Here is a 16,242-nt window from a genome sequence, read left to right as displayed (position 1 = left end):
TCTCTCTCTTCTGCCGTGCTGCGTACGCTAGTTGGCTACTCCTCAGAAGGGGAGGCCGGGGATGCCGCCGCCTGCGCCGCCCAGCGCCTGGGCGAGCGGGCCGAGCTTCTGCTGCTGGAGCTTCTGCGCGGTCGCGTTGGCGTCGCGGACCGCCGCGAGGACGAGATCGGCGAGGGTCTCGGCGGTCTCCTCCGCCGAGTCGGTGTCGACCGCCTTGGGGTCGATCACCAGGCCCTTGAGCTCACCGGAGCCGGTCACCGTGGCCTTGACCAGGCCACCCCCCGCGGAACCCTCCACGGGCGTCTCCGCCAGCTCCTGCTGGGCGGCCGCGAGATCCTGTTGCATCTTCTGGGCCTGCTGGAGCAGCTGCTGCATATTGGGCTGACCACCGGGGATCACGACATGACTCCTGCCGTACGACAACGATTGGTGCGGTAGCCCGAGCCTACGTGTTTCGCGCGCCCGGCGCCCTACGCCGCAGGGAGGAGCACTGATGTGCGCCGTACGCCCCTGGGACGGGGCCGTGGCTCACTCGTTGTCGAACTCCTCCAGGACCGTCGCCCCCAGCTCCCGCACGATCAGTTCGTGCCCGCTGAGCGCGGAGTCGACGAGATCCGGGTCGTCCTCCGCCGGCATGTCGTACTCGATCGACATCGAGGAGTCCGGCGCGGTGTACGCGGGCTCCGCCGCGGGGCCGCCCTGGCCGCCGCCCGTGGACGGCTTGGCGGCCACCGCCTCGCGCGCCATCCGGGCCCCCTGGCCGCCACCGCCGCCGGCGCCGCCCGAGCCGTGCTGCTCGGGGGCCGCCGGGGCGCTCTGCCGGGCGGCCGGGGCCTGCGGCGCCGGCTGTTGGGGGGCGGCGGCGCCGAAGCCGCCGTTCGCCCCGCCCCCGCCGCCGCGGGCGCCGCCGGCCGGCGCGTTGGCGCCGCCGGACGGATCGACGATCGCCTCGACCCGCCACTGGAGCTGGAAGTGCTCGGCGAGCACCTCCTTGAGGACGTCCTCGCTGCCGCCGTTGGCGAAGCTGTCGCGGGCCCCCGCGTTGGGGAACCCGATCTGCAGCGTGGTGCCGTCGAAGCCGGAGACCTGGGCGTTCTGACTCAGCAGGATCCAGGTGAAGCGCCGTCGGCCCTTGACCGCGTCCAGGATCTGCGGCCAGAGCTGCCGCACCTGTGCGGCACCCTGCGCCGCCCCGCCGGACACCGGCTGAGCGGGCGCGGCGGGCCCACCGCCGGCGGGCGCGGGCGCTCCGCCCACGGGTCCGGCCGGTGCGGCAGGACCGGCCGGGGGCGCACCGGGTGCGGGCGCACCGGTCCCGCCGGCCGCCGGCTGACCGCCCTGCCCCGGTGCCACGGCCGACGGCCAGCTGCCGGGCTGCCGCGCGGCAGCGCCCTGGCCCCCGGCGCCCTGGCCGGCGCCCGTCGCACCGGCACCGCGGGTGCCACCGGGCCACGCACCGGGGCGCGCCGCCCCGCCCTGAGGGGCCTCCGCCTGACCGGCCGGGGTGCCGCCGTACGCACCAGGGTCGGCAGGCGCGTCACCGGGGCCGGTGGGGGCCACCGGAGCCGCAGGTGCACCGACTGCGTCCGCCACCGGGCCCGGGTCGGGGGCCGGAGCCGGCGCCGCGCCCGTGGTCGCCGGGGAGCCCGTCGCCCCGCGCACCGCGGCCCGCGCCGCCGCCGGTCCGGACGGCCCGGCCGGCATCGGCGGATGGGCCTCGGCGCCCGGTGCGTACCCGACCGCGGGCCCACCGGACTCCAGCACGGCCCCACCGGGAACGATGCCGCCGACGGCGCCTGCCGGGCCCGGCCCGGCGCCCAGCGCCATGGCCGCCGCCCCGGCGCCCGCTCCGCGCTCCAGGCGGTCCAGCCGCGCCTGCACCGACCGCTCGTCGTCGTACGCCGCCGGGAGCAGCACCCGGGCGCAGATCAGCTCCAGCTGGAGTCGCGGGGAGGTCGCCCCGCGCATCTCCGTCAGCCCCGCGTTGACCAGGTCGGCGGCGCGGCTCAGCTCGGCCCCGCCGAACACCGACGCCTGGGCCGTCATCCGCTCCACGACGTCGGCCGGGGCGTCGATCAGCCCCTTCTCCCCGGCATCCGGCACCGCCGCCAGGATCACCAGGTCCCGCAGCCGCTCCAGCAGGTCGGCCACGAACCGCCGCGGGTCGTTCCCGCCCTCGATGACCCGGTCGACGACCTCGAAGGCCGCCGCCCCGTCGCCGGCCGCGAACGCCTCGACGATGGAGTCCAGCAACGATCCGTCGGTGTAGCCGAGCAGCGACGTCGCCATGGCATATGTCACACCGTCCGCGCCGGCGCCGGCGAGCAGCTGGTCCATCACCGACATCGAGTCACGCACCGAACCGGCGCCGGCCCGCACCACCAGCGGCAGCACGCCGTCCTCGACCGGGATGTCCTCCCGCCCGCAGACCTCCGCGAGGTACTCCCGCAGGGTCCCGGGCGGCACCAGCCGGAACGGGTAGTGGTGCGTACGCGACCGGATCGTGCCGATGACCTTCTCGGGCTCGGTCGTGGCGAAGATGAACTTCAGGTGCTCCGGCGGCTCCTCGACGACCTTCAGCAGGGCGTTGAAGCCCGCCGAGGTCACCATGTGCGCCTCGTCGATGATGTAGATCTTGTACCGGCTGCTGGCCGGCCCGAAGAACGCCTTCTCCCGCAGCTCACGGGCGTCGTCGACGCCACCGTGCGAGGCCGCGTCGATCTCGATCACGTCGATCGAGCCCCGGCCGTTGCGCGCGAGGTCCACGCACGACTGGCACGTCCCGCAGGGCGTGGGAGTGGGACCTTCCTCACAGTTCAAACAGCGCGCCAGGATCCGCGCGCTCGTCGTCTTGCCGCAGCCGCGCGGTCCACTGAACAGATACGCATGGTTGACCCGGTTGTTCCGCAACGCCTGCTGCAGCGGGTCGGTCACGTGCTCTTGCCCGATGACCTCGGCGAAGGTCTCGGGGCGGTAGCGGCGGTACAGCGCAAGGGACGACACGCATACGACGATATCGGGCCGCACTGACAACCGGCGGTCCCCAAGCTCTCGGCTCCGCTCGAGCAGGGCTCGAGCAGGGGAGGCCCCATCCGCAAACGCAAGCGCCCCCCACGCACCCGCCAGAGCCGACCTACCCTTGCTGCCTTCCGGCCCTGGGGGAGTTCAGTCAGATAGCGCCACGTGAGGGGCTGTGCCCCACATTAGCGGATCCCCCGCCCAACAAACGACCCGCACCCCCACCGAACCCTCTCGCCGACCCCCTCCCCCGGATCATGTTCGCGAGCACTCCCCAACGTCTTGTATTGTTTGCGGCGGAGGATTCGCCTAGTGGCCTAGGGCGCACGCTTGGAAAGCGTGTTGGGGGCAACCCCTCACGAGTTCGAATCTCGTATCCTCCGCACTCGCCCAGCTGGGCAGACGAAGGTCCCGACCGGATTCCGGTCGGGACCTTCGTCGTTGTCCGGTCTCAGTTTTGGTCTCGGTTGCCGCTCAACGGCTCTGGTTGAGGGCGATGCGGCACAGGTCACAGGTCATGGCCGCATTACGGCCGTAGCGCCGCATCAGCTGGCCGCACTGGCTGCACGGGCCCACCTCCCACGGCGGGCATCCGAGCGCGGCAGCGGCAGCTATCCGCTCGACCGGCGTGATCACCATCGGGCGGTCGGCCCTCTTCGTCGGCAACCGGTCGAGGGTGCGGCCACCGGTCGGTTGACCGAGGTCGCGGACGGGCCGCGCATCGCTGGTGTGCCGACCCTCTTCGCCCGCCCGGCACGTCCTGTCGATCTCCTGCTCCGTGAACGTGATCGCGTCGTCCTCCTCCGATGGCGGCGCGTCGGGAAGGGGGGCCGGCTGGCCGGTCAGCTCCTGCCAGAGTCGGCAGTCGGCGGCGGGCACCCACGTGTGGCGCCCGGCTCGTCCGCCACCCCTGTTGGGCACGTAGACCGGCACGCTCTCCCCTGTAGCGCTCCACAGAACGAGGTCCTCGATGTGCACCGGGCCCTTCTCCGGGTGGCACAGAGCCGGCAGGAACCACTCGGCATGGATCTGCTCGCAGTGCCCGGCGCCCTCGGTGCGCGGGCAGTGCCGCGGGCTGCTGGGAACGCACTTCCAGACCTGGAGGTAGCAGTACCCGCCGCGTATCACCATCTCCTTGCCGCCGGCGATCTCCCGCCACGGCATGTCGTCCACCCGCGCCCAGGGCGCACGGTCGATGAGGGCGGCCGTCTTGTCCTTGGCCACCCACAGGGGCGTCATCTGGTTCTCCACTGCGGTGACCGATCGGCGGTGCACGCTGCTCGGGCCGAGATGGTGGTACTGGATTTCCCAGCCGATGCGGATTCCGCCGGGCCCGGTGACGAGGGCATCCGAGATGCTCCGCCGATTCGCAGTGGCCACCTCGGCCTTCGCGTCCAGGCCGTACCGCGACGCGGTCGCGACTATCCGCTCCTTGGTGGCCTTGTGCTGCTCGCTCTCGGCCGGGGTCGCCCTGTGCGTGACGGGCAGGTGGGAGGCGACCAGGGGTCGGCGACCACCGACTCGTCCACGACGTACGAACATCCATGGTGATTTGCCGCCGGTCTCCGAGAGGCATGCACGGCCTTCGTGGTGAGCCAGGCATTCGAGCAGTCCGGGATCACGATCGGCGACGCTGGTCATGATCTCGCCCAACAGATCAGGGCGGTCCGGGTGTCCAAGATCCGGCAGCGACAAGTTGATCTCAATGCGGTATTTGGTGTGCCACACCCCATTCGCCATCTCTCCACCATAGGAACCGCCACTGACAACCAACAGGGCGTGAATTCAAAGGCGTTGAAGGCGTCGACACGCAGAGGCGCTCGGGCCGTCTCCGGGCCCGTGAGGTTGTCGTGGCCCACGACCCCGATGAACTGGAATGCCCGGGGAAGGCCGTCGAATATCGCGAGCAGGGGGCAGCATCGTTCAGAACTGGATCGACACCGGCCTGGCCGGCCTCAAGACCGCCTCGGCGCAGGCTCTTGCGGAAGCCGCAATCAACATGTCGTCAAGCGAGTGGCAGCAGACCCATCTTCGGTGACGGATCCGTGCTCTGTTTCGGCCCGAGACGCCGGCGCAGGCTCTGTCGAGACTTACCGGACAAGGCACGGTGGCAACCGGTCACGGTGCCGTGAAAACCTGCTCAGCAGTCACGCGACCCATCGGACAGGCCCCCTAGTAGCCGGTAGGGGACGGCGAGCCGGTTCCGAGCATCTTGCGCATCTGGGCGATCTCGGCGGTCTGCGAGGTCGCGATATTGCCGGCCATTTCCTTGGCCGGGCCGTAAGCGCCTTGCTGCTTCTCGGTGTTGGCCATCTTGATCGCGCCTTGGTGGTGGCTGATCATCATGGTCAGGAACATCTTGTCGAAGGCCGCGCCGGTGGTGTCCCGGAGAGCGTCCATCTGCTGGTCGCTCATCATGCCGGGCATGCCGGTCGGGCTTCCGGGGCCGGTGCCGCTCTGGCCCGGGGGCACCTGTTCGCCCCATGCCTTCAGCCAGCCGGCCATGGTGTCGATCTCCGGCTGCTGCGCCTTCCTGATCTTTTCCGCGAGGCTTTTGACCTCGCCGGAGGAGGCGTGCTGTTCGGCCATGTTCGCCATGACGACGGCCTGACGGTGATGCGGGATCATCCCCTGGGCGAAGGCGACGTCAGCCCGGTTGTGCTGCCCTGCCGATGCGGATGCAGTGGGGCCGGACGGGGTGGCCGTCGGGCTGGGCGAGCCACCGCCCTTGCTGCCGTTGCCGCCGCAGGCGGCCAGGACGAGTGCCGCGACCGCAGCGGCGGCGGCCATGGTCGCGTGACGAGGGCGGAAGCTGTTCATGGTGCGGGCTCCTGGAGACGTGCACGGGGTGTCGCCCCACCTTGTACGCGCCCCGGGGCTGCCGCTGGGGTGCCGCGCCGCAACTGCCCTTGTTCACACCTGCCTGCCACGGGGGCGGCCACCGGCCGGACGACTGACGGATGGAGGCCGTGAGGGCGGAGCACTTGTCCCGTGGCGCGTGAAGCGGGGCCAGAAGGCCGGGGTGCGAGCGGCATAGTCGTCCCACTCGTCGCCGAACCGCCGGGCGACCTCGCGTTCCTCGCTGCGGGCCAGTCGGATGTACACGTAGACCAGGATCGGGAACATGATCAGGGTGGGAATGGTGGGCCACTGGAGCAGGAACCCGATCATGACCAGGAGCAGGCCGTCGTACTGCGGGTGCCGGACGTGGGCGTAGGGGCCGGTGGTGGCCAGGGCGTCGTGCTGGACGGCGGTGTGCAGGACGCGCCAGGCGGCGGCGATCAGCCAGAAGCCGCCGCCGATGGCGACGTAGCTGGCGAGGTGGAACGGGCTCAGGTGGGGGTCGCCTCTCCAGCTGGTCAGGTCGTTCCACAGGTGTCCGCCGGCGTGGGTGCTCTTCAGCAGCGGGAAGCGGCTGCCCAGCCAGCCGCCGAGCAGGTAGACGGTCAGCGGGACGCCGTACATCTCGGTGAACAGCGCGAGCAGGAACGCGCTGACCGCCGTCACGTCGGAAATGGTCACCAACGCGGTGCGGCACGGCACCGGCACGATGCTCACCATCACAGTGTCCGCCAACCTCAGCCGACGGCGAATCCTCATCGAGGTCTACGATGGTTCGCTCGTCCTCCCTGTTCCGCACTGGGCGGATTCAGAGGACGAGTCGGGGTGCGGAATGGCACTCATCGACCGGCTGTCCCTCTGCCACGGGGCCCAGCACACCACCTGCGGCAAATGCGTCTGGGCAGAGATCGCCGTGCCCCCACAGCGGATCATCCGCCGACAGCTCACCCAGCACCCACGACAGGCCGCCCAAGCTGTCGCCCGTCGTTTGGGCGCGGGGGGGGCCGACAGCCTCTGACGGCCGTACGCACAGGAAGCCCTGCTACGGCTTCCAAGGCCCTCGCCTTCGCTTCCCCGGGGCGTGGGACGCTGCCCCGGGGAAGCGATCAACACGCCCTTTAGGCTGTCAGGTTGAGTGCCTGATAGAGCGCATAGAGGATCGCAGGTAGGGCGCCAATGAGCCCCGTCATAGCCGCAATCACTACGGGGAGTCGCTGAGTCGACCTCAGTGCCTTGGCGAGGTAGCCGATGAGGACGAAATAGGCCAAGGTCACGATGACCCCGGCCGTGAGCCACACAGATGGACTCATCACATGCATGTCAGTGTTCTCTCCTTGCAACCGTGCCCAGTCCGGAATTCACGGCACGCGTAGCAAGGATTCCGTCGACGGCCCTTGGCATGGAGAGCCCGGAGCACTCGCGGCGGCGTGTCGATGGGCATGACGGTAGCCCAAAGTCCCATGCGTGAGCCAGAGTTGAAGGACAGCAAGAAGCTGGGGCCCCGGGATGCCAGTCCCGGGGATCCCCACTTGAGTCAGCTCCGGACTGGGCAAGTCGCGGAACGCTGCTTGACTGATGGTTCCAACTCGGGATAGGCGATCGGTATACGTTTGATAGGTGCGTTGCTATCGTGGCTAGGAGGGAGGGAACGATGGAGCAGGGACCGGCGTTCGACCTCCACCTGCGCTTCACCGTACTTGGCCCCGTGCGGGCCTGGCGCGGCGATCAGGCGCTATCGATCGGCTCCCCGCAGCAGCGAGCCCTGCTCGCGGTACTCCTGCTCTACGGTGGTCGCACGGCCACAGCGCCCGAACTGCTCGATGCTCTCTGGGGCGAGGATCCGCCGCACGCCGCACTGGCAGGCATGCGCACATACGCCTCCCGGTTGCGCAAAGCGCTCGGCCCGGATGCTGACTGCCTGATCAGCGAATCCGGTGGATATGCGATGCGAGTCCCCGACGACGCACTCGACCTCACACTCGCCGAGAGACGGACCGCCGCAGCGGAAAGAGCCCGTAGCAGCGGTGACGTCAGCAGTGCCCGGGACCTCATCAACGAAGCGCTGGCGCTCTGGGACGGCGAGCCACTGGCTGGACTCGCCGGCCGGTTTGTCGAGATGCAGCGCACCCGACTGACGGAGTGGCGGCTCAGTCTCCTGGAGACACGCCTCGACCTGGACCTCGAACTCGGCCACCATGCCAAGGCCATCTCCGAACTGACCTCCTTGACGGCCATGCACCCGTTGCGCGAGCGGCTGCGCGGACTGCTGATGCTCGCGCTCTACCGCAGCGGTCGCCAGGGCGAGGCACTGGCCGTGTACGGCGATGTCCGCCGACTGCTGGCGGACGAACTCGGCCTCGACCCGAGCGCTGAGTTGTCTGAACTCCAACAGCGCATCCTGCACGGTGAAGCGAGCCTGACGGGTCCGGATGGCTCTCCGGACCCAAGCTCGCCCTCCCCTGTAGTAGCCCGGCCGCCCCAGCCATTGGAAGCCGTCCGGCCCGCCCAGCTTCCACCCACCATCGCGGACTACACCGGCTCCAAACTTTTGGTCGAGGAACTTGCCCAGCAGCTGTCCACGACCGAGGGCAACGTCATGGCGGTCTCCGCCATCGCCGGAATCGGCGGCATCGGCAAGACCACACTGGCAGTACGCGTCGCCCATACCGCCCGAGGACAGTTCCCGGACGGCCAGCTCTATTTCGACCTGCGGGGGACAGGTCCCCAGCCAGCCGAACCTCACTATGTGCTGGGCGAATTCCTCCAGGCACTGGGAGTGCCGAGCAGTCGAATCCCGGACAGCCTGGAGTCTCGTGCGGCCCTGTACCGATCGACATTGGACGGTCGCCGCGTCCTCGTCCTGCTAGACAACGCTCGCGATGCTCACCAGGTGCGGCCCCTGTTGCCCGGCACGCAAGAGAGCGCCACGCTAATTACTAGCCGGACGCGCATGGTTGAGCTGAGCGCCGCGTGCCTCGTGGACCTGGACATCATGTCGCCGGAGCACGCACGCCAGCTCTTCGCCAGGATCGTCGGTGAAGAGCGGGTCTCCGGCGAGCACGATGCCGTCCTGGCTGTCGTCGCCGCCTGCGGTTTCCTGCCACTGGCCATCCGTATCGCCGCCGCACGGCTGGCTGCACGCCGTACTTGGACGGTCTCCACGCTTGCTTCCAAACTGGCCAACGAGCGGCGGCGACTGGACGAGCTCCACGCCGGCGATCTCGCCGTCAAGGCCACTTTCGAGCTGGGCTATAGCCAATTGGTGCCCACCCAGGCCCGGGCGTTCAGATTGCTGAGTCTCGCCGATGGCCCCGACTTCTCGCTCGCCGCGGCAGCAGCCGTTCTTGAGCTCTCGGTGCAGGATGCCGAGGATCTCCTGGAGTCCTTGGTTGACACCTCCCTGATGGATTCGGCAGCTCCAGGGCGGTACCGCTACCACGACCTCGTACGCCTCTACGCGCGCGCGTGCGCCGAGCGCGACGAGACCCAGGCGGGCGACCGGCACGCCGCACTGTCCCGGTTGCTGGACTTCTACTTGGCGACCGCGGCGGACGTGTACGCGATGGAGCGGCCCGGCGACACGACGGTGGGACACCTGGAGGTGGCCGATGGCGCAGGGCTCACCTTTACGGAGTACAGTGCGGCGCTCGACTGGCTCCATGCCGAAGCCGAGTGCTTGCTCGCGTGCGTGGAGCAGGCGGCCGCTGCCGGCCTCCTCGGCAAAGCGGCCGACCTTCTGGTGGCCGCCACAGACCTTGCCGAGTCAGGTGTTGGTTCGGGGCGGTTCAAGTCCGCTGCAACGGCCGTACGGGATGCCGCCGTACGCGCCGACGACAAGCGCGTGGAAGCGCGCGTGCGGACGGTCCTGAGCCGGGTACACACCATCGCAGGGCAGTTCGCGGGGGCAGAGGAGGAAGCCCGGCAGGCCATGTTGCTGTGCCAAGCGGTCAACGATCCATGGGTCACCGGCAATGCGCCACACGAACGTGCGATCATCGCCTCCATCGAAGGCCACTATGCCGATGCGGAAGAGTATCTCCGCCAGGCCATCGGCAGTTTCCGGGCTGATGCCAACCAACCCAGCGTGGCCGCCGTCCTGTGCAACTTGTCCCGCCTCCATCTGCTCACCGGCCGCACAGAAAGTGCCGTACAACTCGCCCAGGAAGCCATCGAGATCTACGACCAGCTTGGACTCACCTTGCGTGGCGCCAACGCGCGCTATGCCCTCGGCCTCGCCCTGACGCAGGCAGGGCCGCTCAGTGAGTCCCTCGGACTCTTCCATGAGGCGCTCGACGTCTTCAGGAACAGTCGGCAGCTCTTCTGGGAGGGGATGACTCTCTTCCGAATCGCAGAGGTCCACCTCACTGCTGGTGAACCCGGAAGTGCAGCCGAGGCGGCCGAGCAGTCCCTTGCCGTGATGCAGGACATAGGCGGCGAGTGGCGGCGCGGCAACACGCTGACTGCTCTCGGGCGTGCGCTCGACGGAATCGGTCAGCGCGACCGGGCCCGTGCCTGCTGGCGCGAGGCGCTATCCCTCTATGAAAAGCTCGGATCCGTTGAAGCCGCGGACGTTCGAACGCTCCTCGACGAACGCCCACAGACCCAATATGTGTGAGCGGCGGGCTCTGGAAGGTGTATCCCCAGATGGATCACGGAGCACAACCACCTCGGCCCAACCGTTGGAAGACGGACAACGAAGCAGTAGTAATCACACCCCGTCATTCTCTTCCTGGGGCTCCTTAAAGCGGGGGCAGCGGCCGCGCATGTAATGCCTCTGCCGGCAGGGCCATTCCTTCGCGCAAGCAATCCCACCCCGTCAGCAGCGGCGCGCGTGGCAGGCAGCGCTCCAGCGCCTGCGGAAATGCTCCAAGCCAGGGACCACATCGCCCGCCGTGCCAGTGTCGTGCCGGATAGACCGGTAAACAGCGGTCACCAAGGGGCAGAAATTCAAGTGGGCACCCCTACGCCAGCTTCGGCGTCTTCGCAGGTCAGGACGGCACTGTGCACCCGAACGCCCCCTGATTCCCAAGCTCAGAGCACGAGTCCGATTCCCGTCACCCGCTCCGGATTGAAGCCCCGGCCAGCGGCCTGAGGAGGCACCATCTACAACGATGCCAGGTAGGGAAGGGCGCTGACCTCCACACTCCGTACCCGTGGACTGAGCAGGCAAAACTCGCTGCTCCGTGGTTGCAGTTCTGGTTGCATTCACCGGCGTACAGCACCGTTCAAAGCCCCCACCAGACCCTGCCGCACCACAGGTCAGAACGGTCCCGTATGCCCCAGACCCCCGGACGAAGACTTGGAAAGCGTGTCGGAGGCAACCCCTCACGAGTTCGAATCTCGTATCCTCCGCCAGTGCTCTCACCGGGCACGATGTCGAAGGGCCCCACCGCTTGCGGTGGGGCCCTTCGTGCGTGTTCCGGCTCCGGCGCGGCCGGTCCGTGGGCGGGACCTCAACACCTCTTGAGGAGTCGTACGCTGGAACTGGCCGGTTGATCACGGGATCGACGGAACGGTGAGTGCCGATGGCAGCGGCGTACGAGCGGATCGCGGACGACCTCCGCACCGCCATCCGCGCCGGGCAGCTGCGGCCCGGTGACCGGCTGCCGGCCGAGACGACGCTCGCGGAGCGGTTCGGCCGCAGCGTGCCCACCGTCCGGGAGGCGCTGCGCGCGCTGCGTGACGAGGGTCTGATCGAGAAGCGGCACGGCATCGGCACCTTCGTCCGGTGCCGGCGCACCCCCGCCCGGCGCTCCAACCTCCGGCACCAGTGGGAGAAGGACCGGGTGCGCGCCTCCCCGGAGCAGCGGGCGCGGACCGGGGCGACCGAGCACGACACCGGCCTGGAGGTCGACGAGCTGGTGATCCGTGCCCGGTACCGCGAGGTCGCGGCGGACGCGGACGTCGCCGGGGCCTTCTGCGTCCCCGAGGGCACGCCCCTGCTCGAACGCCGCTATCGGACCCGGTGCGCCGCCGAGAGCGCCCCCTTCGGCCTGACGACGTCCTACCTCGTCCGCGACATGATCGCGGGCAATCCCGATCTCCTGGACGCGTCCAAGGAGCCGTGGCCCGGGGGGTCGCAGAGCCAGCTGTACTCCGTCGGGATCGAGTTGGACCGCGTCGAGGAGCGGGTCACCGCCCGTCCGCCGACGCCCGAGGAGGCCGCGGAGCTGGAGGTGCCGCCCGGCACGTCCGTGCTGGTGCTCCGGAAGGTCTCGTACGACGTCGTCGGCCGCGTCGTCGACGTCGCCGATCTCGTGCTGCCCGGCGACCGCACGGAACTGCTGTTCACTACTTCCCTGGAAAGGTGGTGAGCCGTGCCCCGGCGCATCATCGTCGTCACGGCCGTCCATGCCCCGTCCGCGCGGTTCCTGCCGGACGCCTACGCCTCGCTGTGCCGGCAGGAGTTGCCCCGGGGGTGGGAGTGGCACTGGGTCGTCCAGGAGGACGGCAAGAGCGATGCGGTCGCTCCGCACGTGCCGGACGACCCGCGGGTGACGTTCCGTCAGGGGCGGCCCGGAGGACCGGGGGTCGCGCGCACCATCGCCCTCTCCCGGGCGGACGGCGACTACGTCAAAGTCCTGGACGCCGACGACCAGTTGACGCCCGGCGTGCTCGCCCGTGACCTGGCCGCCCTGGAGGGCGACCGCGGCCTCGGCTGGGCGACCTCGCGCGTCCTGGATCTGCTGCCGGACGGCTCCACCGTCGGCTTCGAGGGGGATCCGGAGGCCGGGCCGATCGAGCGCGGCGCGATCCTCGACTTCTGGACGGCGCACGATTTCCGCGCGCAGGTCCACCCGGCGTCCCTGTGCGTCCGCCGCGATCTGCTGCTCGCCCTGGGCGGTTGGATGGCCCTCCCGGCCTCCGAGGACACCGGGCTGCTGCTGGCCCTGAACGCCACCAGTCGCGGCTGGTTCTCCTCGGAGGTGGGGCTCCTCTACCGGAAGTGGCCCGGGCAGGTGACCAGTCAGGCGTCGCACGTCGATGCGGCCGAGCGGGCGGCCCGGATGGCCGTCGTGGCGGCCCGGGCCCGTGAACTGGCCCGTTTCCCGTGGCGGTACCCGGCCGGCGACTGACCGGCGGCGGCCGACCGGCGCGCACGACCCGGTGGGCCCGGTGGGCCCGGTGGGCCGCTCACGGTCGGGCGGCCGCCCGCTCACGGTCGAACGGCAGGTCCAGCATGCGGATCGCGTTGCCGCGGAGCAGCTTGTAGGCCACGTCCTTCGGGAGGTGACCCACGTGGTCGGCGGCGACGTCCCTGGTGTGCGGCCAGGTGGAGTCGACGTGCGGGTAGTCGGTCTCGAAGGTCGCGTTGTCGACCCCGACCGTTTCGATCGCCTCGATGCCGTGCTTGTCACGGAAGAAGCAGCAGAAGATCTGCCGGTAGTAGTACGTCGACGGCGGCTCGGGGATGAGACCCTTCACCCCGCCCCAGGCCCGGTGTTCCTCCCAGACGTCGTCGGCCCGTTCCAGGGCGTACGGGATCCAGCCCATCTGGCCCTCGCTGTAGGCGAGTTTCAGCCGGGGGAACTTCACCAGCACCCCGCTGAACAGGAAGTCCATCATCGAGGCCATCGCGTTGTTGAAGCTCAGCGACGCCTGTACGGCCGGCGGCGCGTCCGGGGAGGCCGCCGGCATCTGCGACGACGACCCGATGTGCATGTTCACCACCGTCCCGGTCTCCTCGCAGGCCGCGAAGAACGGGTCCCAGTAGCCGGAGTGGATGGACGGCAGGCCCAGGTAGGTGGGGATCTCGCTGAAGGTGACCGCCCGGACGCCGCGCGCGGCGTTGCGCTTGATCTCGGCGACGGCGAGGTCGATGTCCCACAGGGGGATCAGGCACAGCGGGATCAGCCGGCCGCCGCTGTCGCCGCACCACTCCTCCACCATCCAGTCGTTGTAGGCGCGGACGCAGGCCAGCCCGACCTCCTTGTCCTCTGCCTCGGCGAAGGTCTGGCCGCAGAACCGCGGGAAGGTCGGGAAGCAGAGCGACGCCTCGACGTGGTTGACGTCCATGTCCGCCAGCCGGGCCTTGGGGTCCCAGCAGCCGCGCCGCATCTGGTCGCGCGTGATGCCGTCGAGCGTCATCTCGTCGCGGGAGAAGCCGACGGCCGCGATGATGCGCTTGTACGGGAACAGCTGCCCCTCGTACTCCCACCAGTCGGTGACCTGGCCCTCCGGGTCCGTGGTGAAGCGGTACTTGCCGCCGACGTACGCCAGCTCACCGATGCCGGCGGTGAGGGGTTTCGGGCCGCGGTCTTGGTACTTCCGCGGGAGCCACGTCTCGAAGAGGTGCGCCGGTTCGATCACGTGGTCGTCCACGCTGATGACCTTCGGAAGCTCCGCCGTGCCGCTGTTGTCGCCGTTGCCGCTGGTCACGCTCTACCCCCAACTGCCGTGCCGGTGAGTCACTCCGGCCCAAAATCTGACGACCCATCAGTTCGGAGGTTAGGAGTTCCACCCTGCGACCACAAGGGAGGGCCGGAAACTCGACCCCTTGCGCGTTCGCGCACCGTCCGCTGAACTGACGCCCCATCAGATCCCGTGCAGGGTCGAGAGGAGCGGTTCGCATGCAGACGACCTGGCTCACCGGTGCCGAGTGGTTCGCGGTGCTACGTATCGGCCTCGGCCTGTGGTGGCTGGAGAGCTGGCGCCACAAGGACAAGAAGACCTGGTTCACCGGCGGCGGCATCACCTGGGCGGCGGGCATCGCCGCCAAACACCGCTGGTCCGCGGTCCGCACCGGCTTCGACCGCATCGTGCGGCCCCGCCCGCGACTGATGGCCTACGTCGTCGCCTACGCGGAACTCGCGCTCGGGCTCGGACTGGTCGTCGGGCTGCTGACGCCGATCGCCCTGGTCGCGGGGCTGCTGCTCAACCTGATCTACCTCGTGCTGATGATCCACGACTGGGCGGAGCAGGGCCAGAACCTCATGATGGCGCTGATCTCCGCCGTCGGCTTCTGCGCGCTGTGCTGGCAGAGCTGGTCACTGGACGCCGTCTGGGGGCTGTTCCTGTGACGGCGGCGAGTGGCAACTCCGCCCGTGACGGCGGCGGGTGGGTGCTCCGCCCGTGACGGTGAGGGGTCGGGGCGGGCGGAGCGCCGGGGCGGACACCGGGCGATCCGGGCCCGCCCCGACGGGCGGCCCGCCCCGTTCCGCCCTCTCCCAGGGCCTGTCCGATGGGCCTGAAGGGTCTGATGGGTCTGATGGGGCAGGGTCGGGCGGACCTTAGACCCACCACCCCGCCGCCTTGGCCGCGGCCACCGCCGCCGCCTCCGCCTCGTCCGCCGCACGGTTCAGCGCCTCGTCCCGGCCCAGGCCCACCTGGCCCGCCGCCTGCCCACTGGCCAGGGAAGCCCGCACGGCGGCGGCGTGCGCGGCGTCCGGGAGCTCGCCGGCCCCCGCGTGCGCCTGGGCGGCCGTGGCGACGACCGCCGCGGCCGCGGCCGCGTTCCGCGCGCAACGGGCGTCGGCCGCCGGATCGAGGGGCGCCTCGGCGACCCGCGCGAGCGCCTGGGCGGACAGCCGGACGGCCGTGGCCGCCTTCGAGGCGGGATCCGTCGGCACCGGGCGCGCGTCCTGCTCCCCGATGCCGGCGAAACGGCACAGGGCCCTCGCGCGGTCGATCGCACTCCGCCCCCGGGCGAGGTGCTGCCTCCTCAAGTCCCGCAAGGCTTCCTCGGAGGTCGTCACCCCGCCGTGGGACGGCGCCTCCGCATCGAGCGACGCGAGCTGCGACTTCTCACCATCGGATGCACTCATGCCCGCCTCCTTGTCCGTTGGGCCCACTCGGGCTCGGGCGCACCGCGGCGCGGAGCCGTGTCCGAGGCGCCGACGGTGCGCCGGGCAGGGTGCCACGCGCGGCGCGAAGAGACCAGGGTCATGCCCGACGGGTCAGGAGCCGAGCGTGATGCGGAAGACGGGGTGCTTGGGCGCGATGCCCAGCAGCACCTCGTCGGAGGAGTCCGGGCCGACGCCGTTGAAGAAGACGCCGACCTCGGCCTTCCAGCGCTTGAGGTAGGCGCGCAGCAGCTCGGGCTTCTCGGCGTCCGGGACCTCGGTGGCGGTGAACGGCCGCGCCGTCTTCCCGATGCGGAGTTCGCCGCCGCCGGCGGCGCGCATGTTGTGGGTCCACTGCACATGGCCGCGCGGCGCGACGAGGTACTGCCGACCGTCCACGGTGAGCGGGTTCACCGGGGTGCACCGCCATTCCCCGCTCTTGCGGCCGCGCACCGCCAGTTCCTGGGAACCGAGCACGCTGATGCCGCGCCGGGTGAGCGCGGCGACGAGCCGGTTGAACACGTTGCGGGTGAACCAGCCCGGCTTGATGACGTGCTGCTCGACGCCTGCGCTCATGGGGGTCCTCCCGGAGAAGTGAAAG

At 70.1% G+C, this 16,242-nt stretch carries 14 protein-coding genes, 1 tRNA gene and 1 other RNA gene; 6 read left to right on the top strand and 10 right to left on the bottom strand.

Annotated features, from left to right (window positions below; all coding sequences use genetic code 11):
* Positions 1–42: 42 nt before the first annotated feature.
* From JNO44_RS23785 to ffs, 3 genes are all read right to left on the bottom strand, one after another.
* Positions 43–399, bottom strand: a complete 357-nt coding sequence (locus JNO44_RS23785) for a YbaB/EbfC family nucleoid-associated protein (RefSeq protein WP_073444326.1) — start codon at positions 397–399, stop codon at positions 43–45.
* 129 nt (positions 400–528) lie between these two features.
* Positions 529–3,003, bottom strand: a complete 2,475-nt coding sequence (locus JNO44_RS23780) for a DNA polymerase III subunit gamma and tau (protein ID WP_205366012.1) — start codon at positions 3,001–3,003, stop codon at positions 529–531.
* Positions 3,004–3,097: 94 nt separating this feature from the next.
* Positions 3,098–3,196: signal recognition particle sRNA small type (gene ffs, locus JNO44_RS23775), an RNA gene on the bottom strand.
* Positions 3,197–3,316: 120 nt separating this feature from the next.
* Between ffs and JNO44_RS23770 the strand changes: the two genes are divergently transcribed.
* A tRNA-Ser gene (locus JNO44_RS23770) sits at positions 3,317–3,401 on the top strand.
* Between the two features lie 91 nt (positions 3,402–3,492).
* Here the strand turns inward: JNO44_RS23770 and JNO44_RS23765 are convergent.
* From JNO44_RS23765 to JNO44_RS23755, 3 genes are all read right to left on the bottom strand, one after another.
* A complete protein-coding gene (locus tag JNO44_RS23765) occupies positions 3,493–4,758 on the bottom strand; it encodes a hypothetical protein (protein ID WP_240167640.1) in 1,266 nt (421 codons plus the stop codon).
* A gap of 432 nt (positions 4,759–5,190) precedes the next feature.
* The gene (locus JNO44_RS23760) at positions 5,191–5,808 is read right to left on the bottom strand and encodes a DUF305 domain-containing protein (protein ID WP_240167639.1); all 618 of its coding nucleotides are present in this window, start codon (positions 5,806–5,808) and stop codon (positions 5,191–5,193) included.
* Positions 5,809–5,931: 123 nt separating this feature from the next.
* Positions 5,932–6,525 (bottom strand): methyltransferase family protein, encoded by a 594-nt coding sequence (locus tag JNO44_RS23755; protein WP_240167638.1) that lies wholly within the window; start codon positions 6,523–6,525, stop codon positions 5,932–5,934.
* A 7-nt stretch (positions 6,526–6,532) separates the two neighbouring features.
* Here JNO44_RS23755 and JNO44_RS23750 point away from each other — a divergent pair, with 7 nt between their 5' ends.
* Positions 6,533–6,877, top strand: a complete 345-nt coding sequence (locus JNO44_RS23750; protein ID WP_205371451.1) for an ATP-binding protein — start codon at positions 6,533–6,535, stop codon at positions 6,875–6,877.
* Positions 6,878–6,977: 100 nt separating this feature from the next.
* Here the strand turns inward: JNO44_RS23750 and JNO44_RS23745 are convergent, their stop codons facing one another.
* Positions 6,978–7,178, bottom strand: a complete 201-nt coding sequence (locus tag JNO44_RS23745) for a hypothetical protein (protein ID WP_205366009.1) — start codon at positions 7,176–7,178, stop codon at positions 6,978–6,980.
* A gap of 332 nt (positions 7,179–7,510) precedes the next feature.
* Here JNO44_RS23745 and afsR point away from each other — a divergent pair, with 332 nt between their 5' ends.
* The 3 genes from afsR to JNO44_RS23730 all read left to right on the top strand — a co-directional run bounded on the left by afsR (position 7,511) and on the right by JNO44_RS23730 (position 12,935).
* Complete coding sequence (afsR, locus tag JNO44_RS23740) at positions 7,511–10,474, top strand: SARP-family global regulator AfsR (protein WP_205366008.1); 2,964 nt, start codon at positions 7,511–7,513, stop codon at positions 10,472–10,474.
* Between the two features lie 910 nt (positions 10,475–11,384).
* Entirely contained in the window at positions 11,385–12,173 is a 789-nt protein-coding gene (locus JNO44_RS23735) for a GntR family transcriptional regulator (RefSeq protein ID WP_205366007.1), read from the top strand.
* A 3-nt stretch (positions 12,174–12,176) separates the two neighbouring features.
* Positions 12,177–12,935 (top strand): glycosyltransferase family 2 protein, encoded by a 759-nt coding sequence (locus JNO44_RS23730; protein ID WP_205366006.1) that lies wholly within the window; start codon positions 12,177–12,179, stop codon positions 12,933–12,935.
* A 58-nt stretch (positions 12,936–12,993) separates the two neighbouring features.
* Here the strand turns inward: JNO44_RS23730 and JNO44_RS23725 are convergent, their stop codons facing one another.
* Positions 12,994–14,238: an amidohydrolase family protein gene (locus JNO44_RS23725; protein WP_205366005.1), complete on the bottom strand. Its 1,245-nt coding sequence runs from the start codon at positions 14,236–14,238 to the stop codon at positions 12,994–12,996.
* 191 nt (positions 14,239–14,429) lie between these two features.
* Here JNO44_RS23725 and JNO44_RS23720 point away from each other — a divergent pair, with 191 nt between their 5' ends.
* The gene (locus JNO44_RS23720) at positions 14,430–14,879 is read left to right on the top strand and encodes a DoxX family membrane protein (protein ID WP_205366004.1); all 450 of its coding nucleotides are present in this window, start codon (positions 14,430–14,432) and stop codon (positions 14,877–14,879) included.
* A gap of 210 nt (positions 14,880–15,089) precedes the next feature.
* On the opposite strand, the gene JNO44_RS23715 is transcribed toward JNO44_RS23720, so the two are convergent.
* Together JNO44_RS23715 and JNO44_RS23710 are read right to left on the bottom strand one after the other, a co-directional pair.
* The gene (locus JNO44_RS23715; RefSeq protein WP_205366003.1) at positions 15,090–15,623 is read right to left on the bottom strand and encodes a hypothetical protein; all 534 of its coding nucleotides are present in this window, start codon (positions 15,621–15,623) and stop codon (positions 15,090–15,092) included.
* Positions 15,624–15,755: 132 nt separating this feature from the next.
* Positions 15,756–16,217 (bottom strand): nitroreductase family deazaflavin-dependent oxidoreductase, encoded by a 462-nt coding sequence (locus JNO44_RS23710; RefSeq protein WP_240167637.1) that lies wholly within the window; start codon positions 16,215–16,217, stop codon positions 15,756–15,758.
* Positions 16,218–16,242 lie beyond the last annotated feature (25 nt).

Origin of the sequence: Streptomyces noursei (assembly GCF_016917755.1) — a bacterium.
Taxonomy (GTDB): domain Bacteria; phylum Actinomycetota; class Actinomycetes; order Streptomycetales; family Streptomycetaceae; genus Streptomyces; species Streptomyces yunnanensis.
The sequence above is the reverse complement of the archived record's forward strand: the minus strand, read 5'-3'. Positions and strand labels throughout refer to the sequence as shown.

Bases quoted from the DNA above. Each gene is read 5' to 3' on its own strand.
- JNO44_RS23765 (WP_240167640.1), bottom strand. From the start codon at position 4,758: ATGGCGAATGGGGTGTGGCACACCAAATACCGCATTGAGATCAACTTG.
- JNO44_RS23760 (WP_240167639.1), bottom strand. From the start codon at position 5,808: ATGGCCGCCGCCGCTGCGGTCGCGGCACTCGTCCTGGCCGCCTGCGGC.
- JNO44_RS23750 (WP_205371451.1), top strand. From the start codon at position 6,533: ATGGTCACCAACGCGGTGCGGCACGGCACCGGCACGATGCTCACCATC.
- JNO44_RS23745 (WP_205366009.1), bottom strand. From the start codon at position 7,178: ATGCATGTGATGAGTCCATCTGTGTGGCTCACGGCCGGGGTCATCGTG.
- afsR (WP_205366008.1), top strand. From the start codon at position 7,511: ATGGAGCAGGGACCGGCGTTCGACCTCCACCTGCGCTTCACCGTACTT.
- JNO44_RS23735 (WP_205366007.1), top strand. From the start codon at position 11,385: ATGGCAGCGGCGTACGAGCGGATCGCGGACGACCTCCGCACCGCCATC.
- JNO44_RS23720 (WP_205366004.1), top strand. From the start codon at position 14,430: ATGCAGACGACCTGGCTCACCGGTGCCGAGTGGTTCGCGGTGCTACGT.
- JNO44_RS23715 (WP_205366003.1), bottom strand. From the start codon at position 15,623: ATGAGTGCATCCGATGGTGAGAAGTCGCAGCTCGCGTCGCTCGATGCG.
- JNO44_RS23710 (WP_240167637.1), bottom strand. From the start codon at position 16,217: ATGAGCGCAGGCGTCGAGCAGCACGTCATCAAGCCGGGCTGGTTCACC.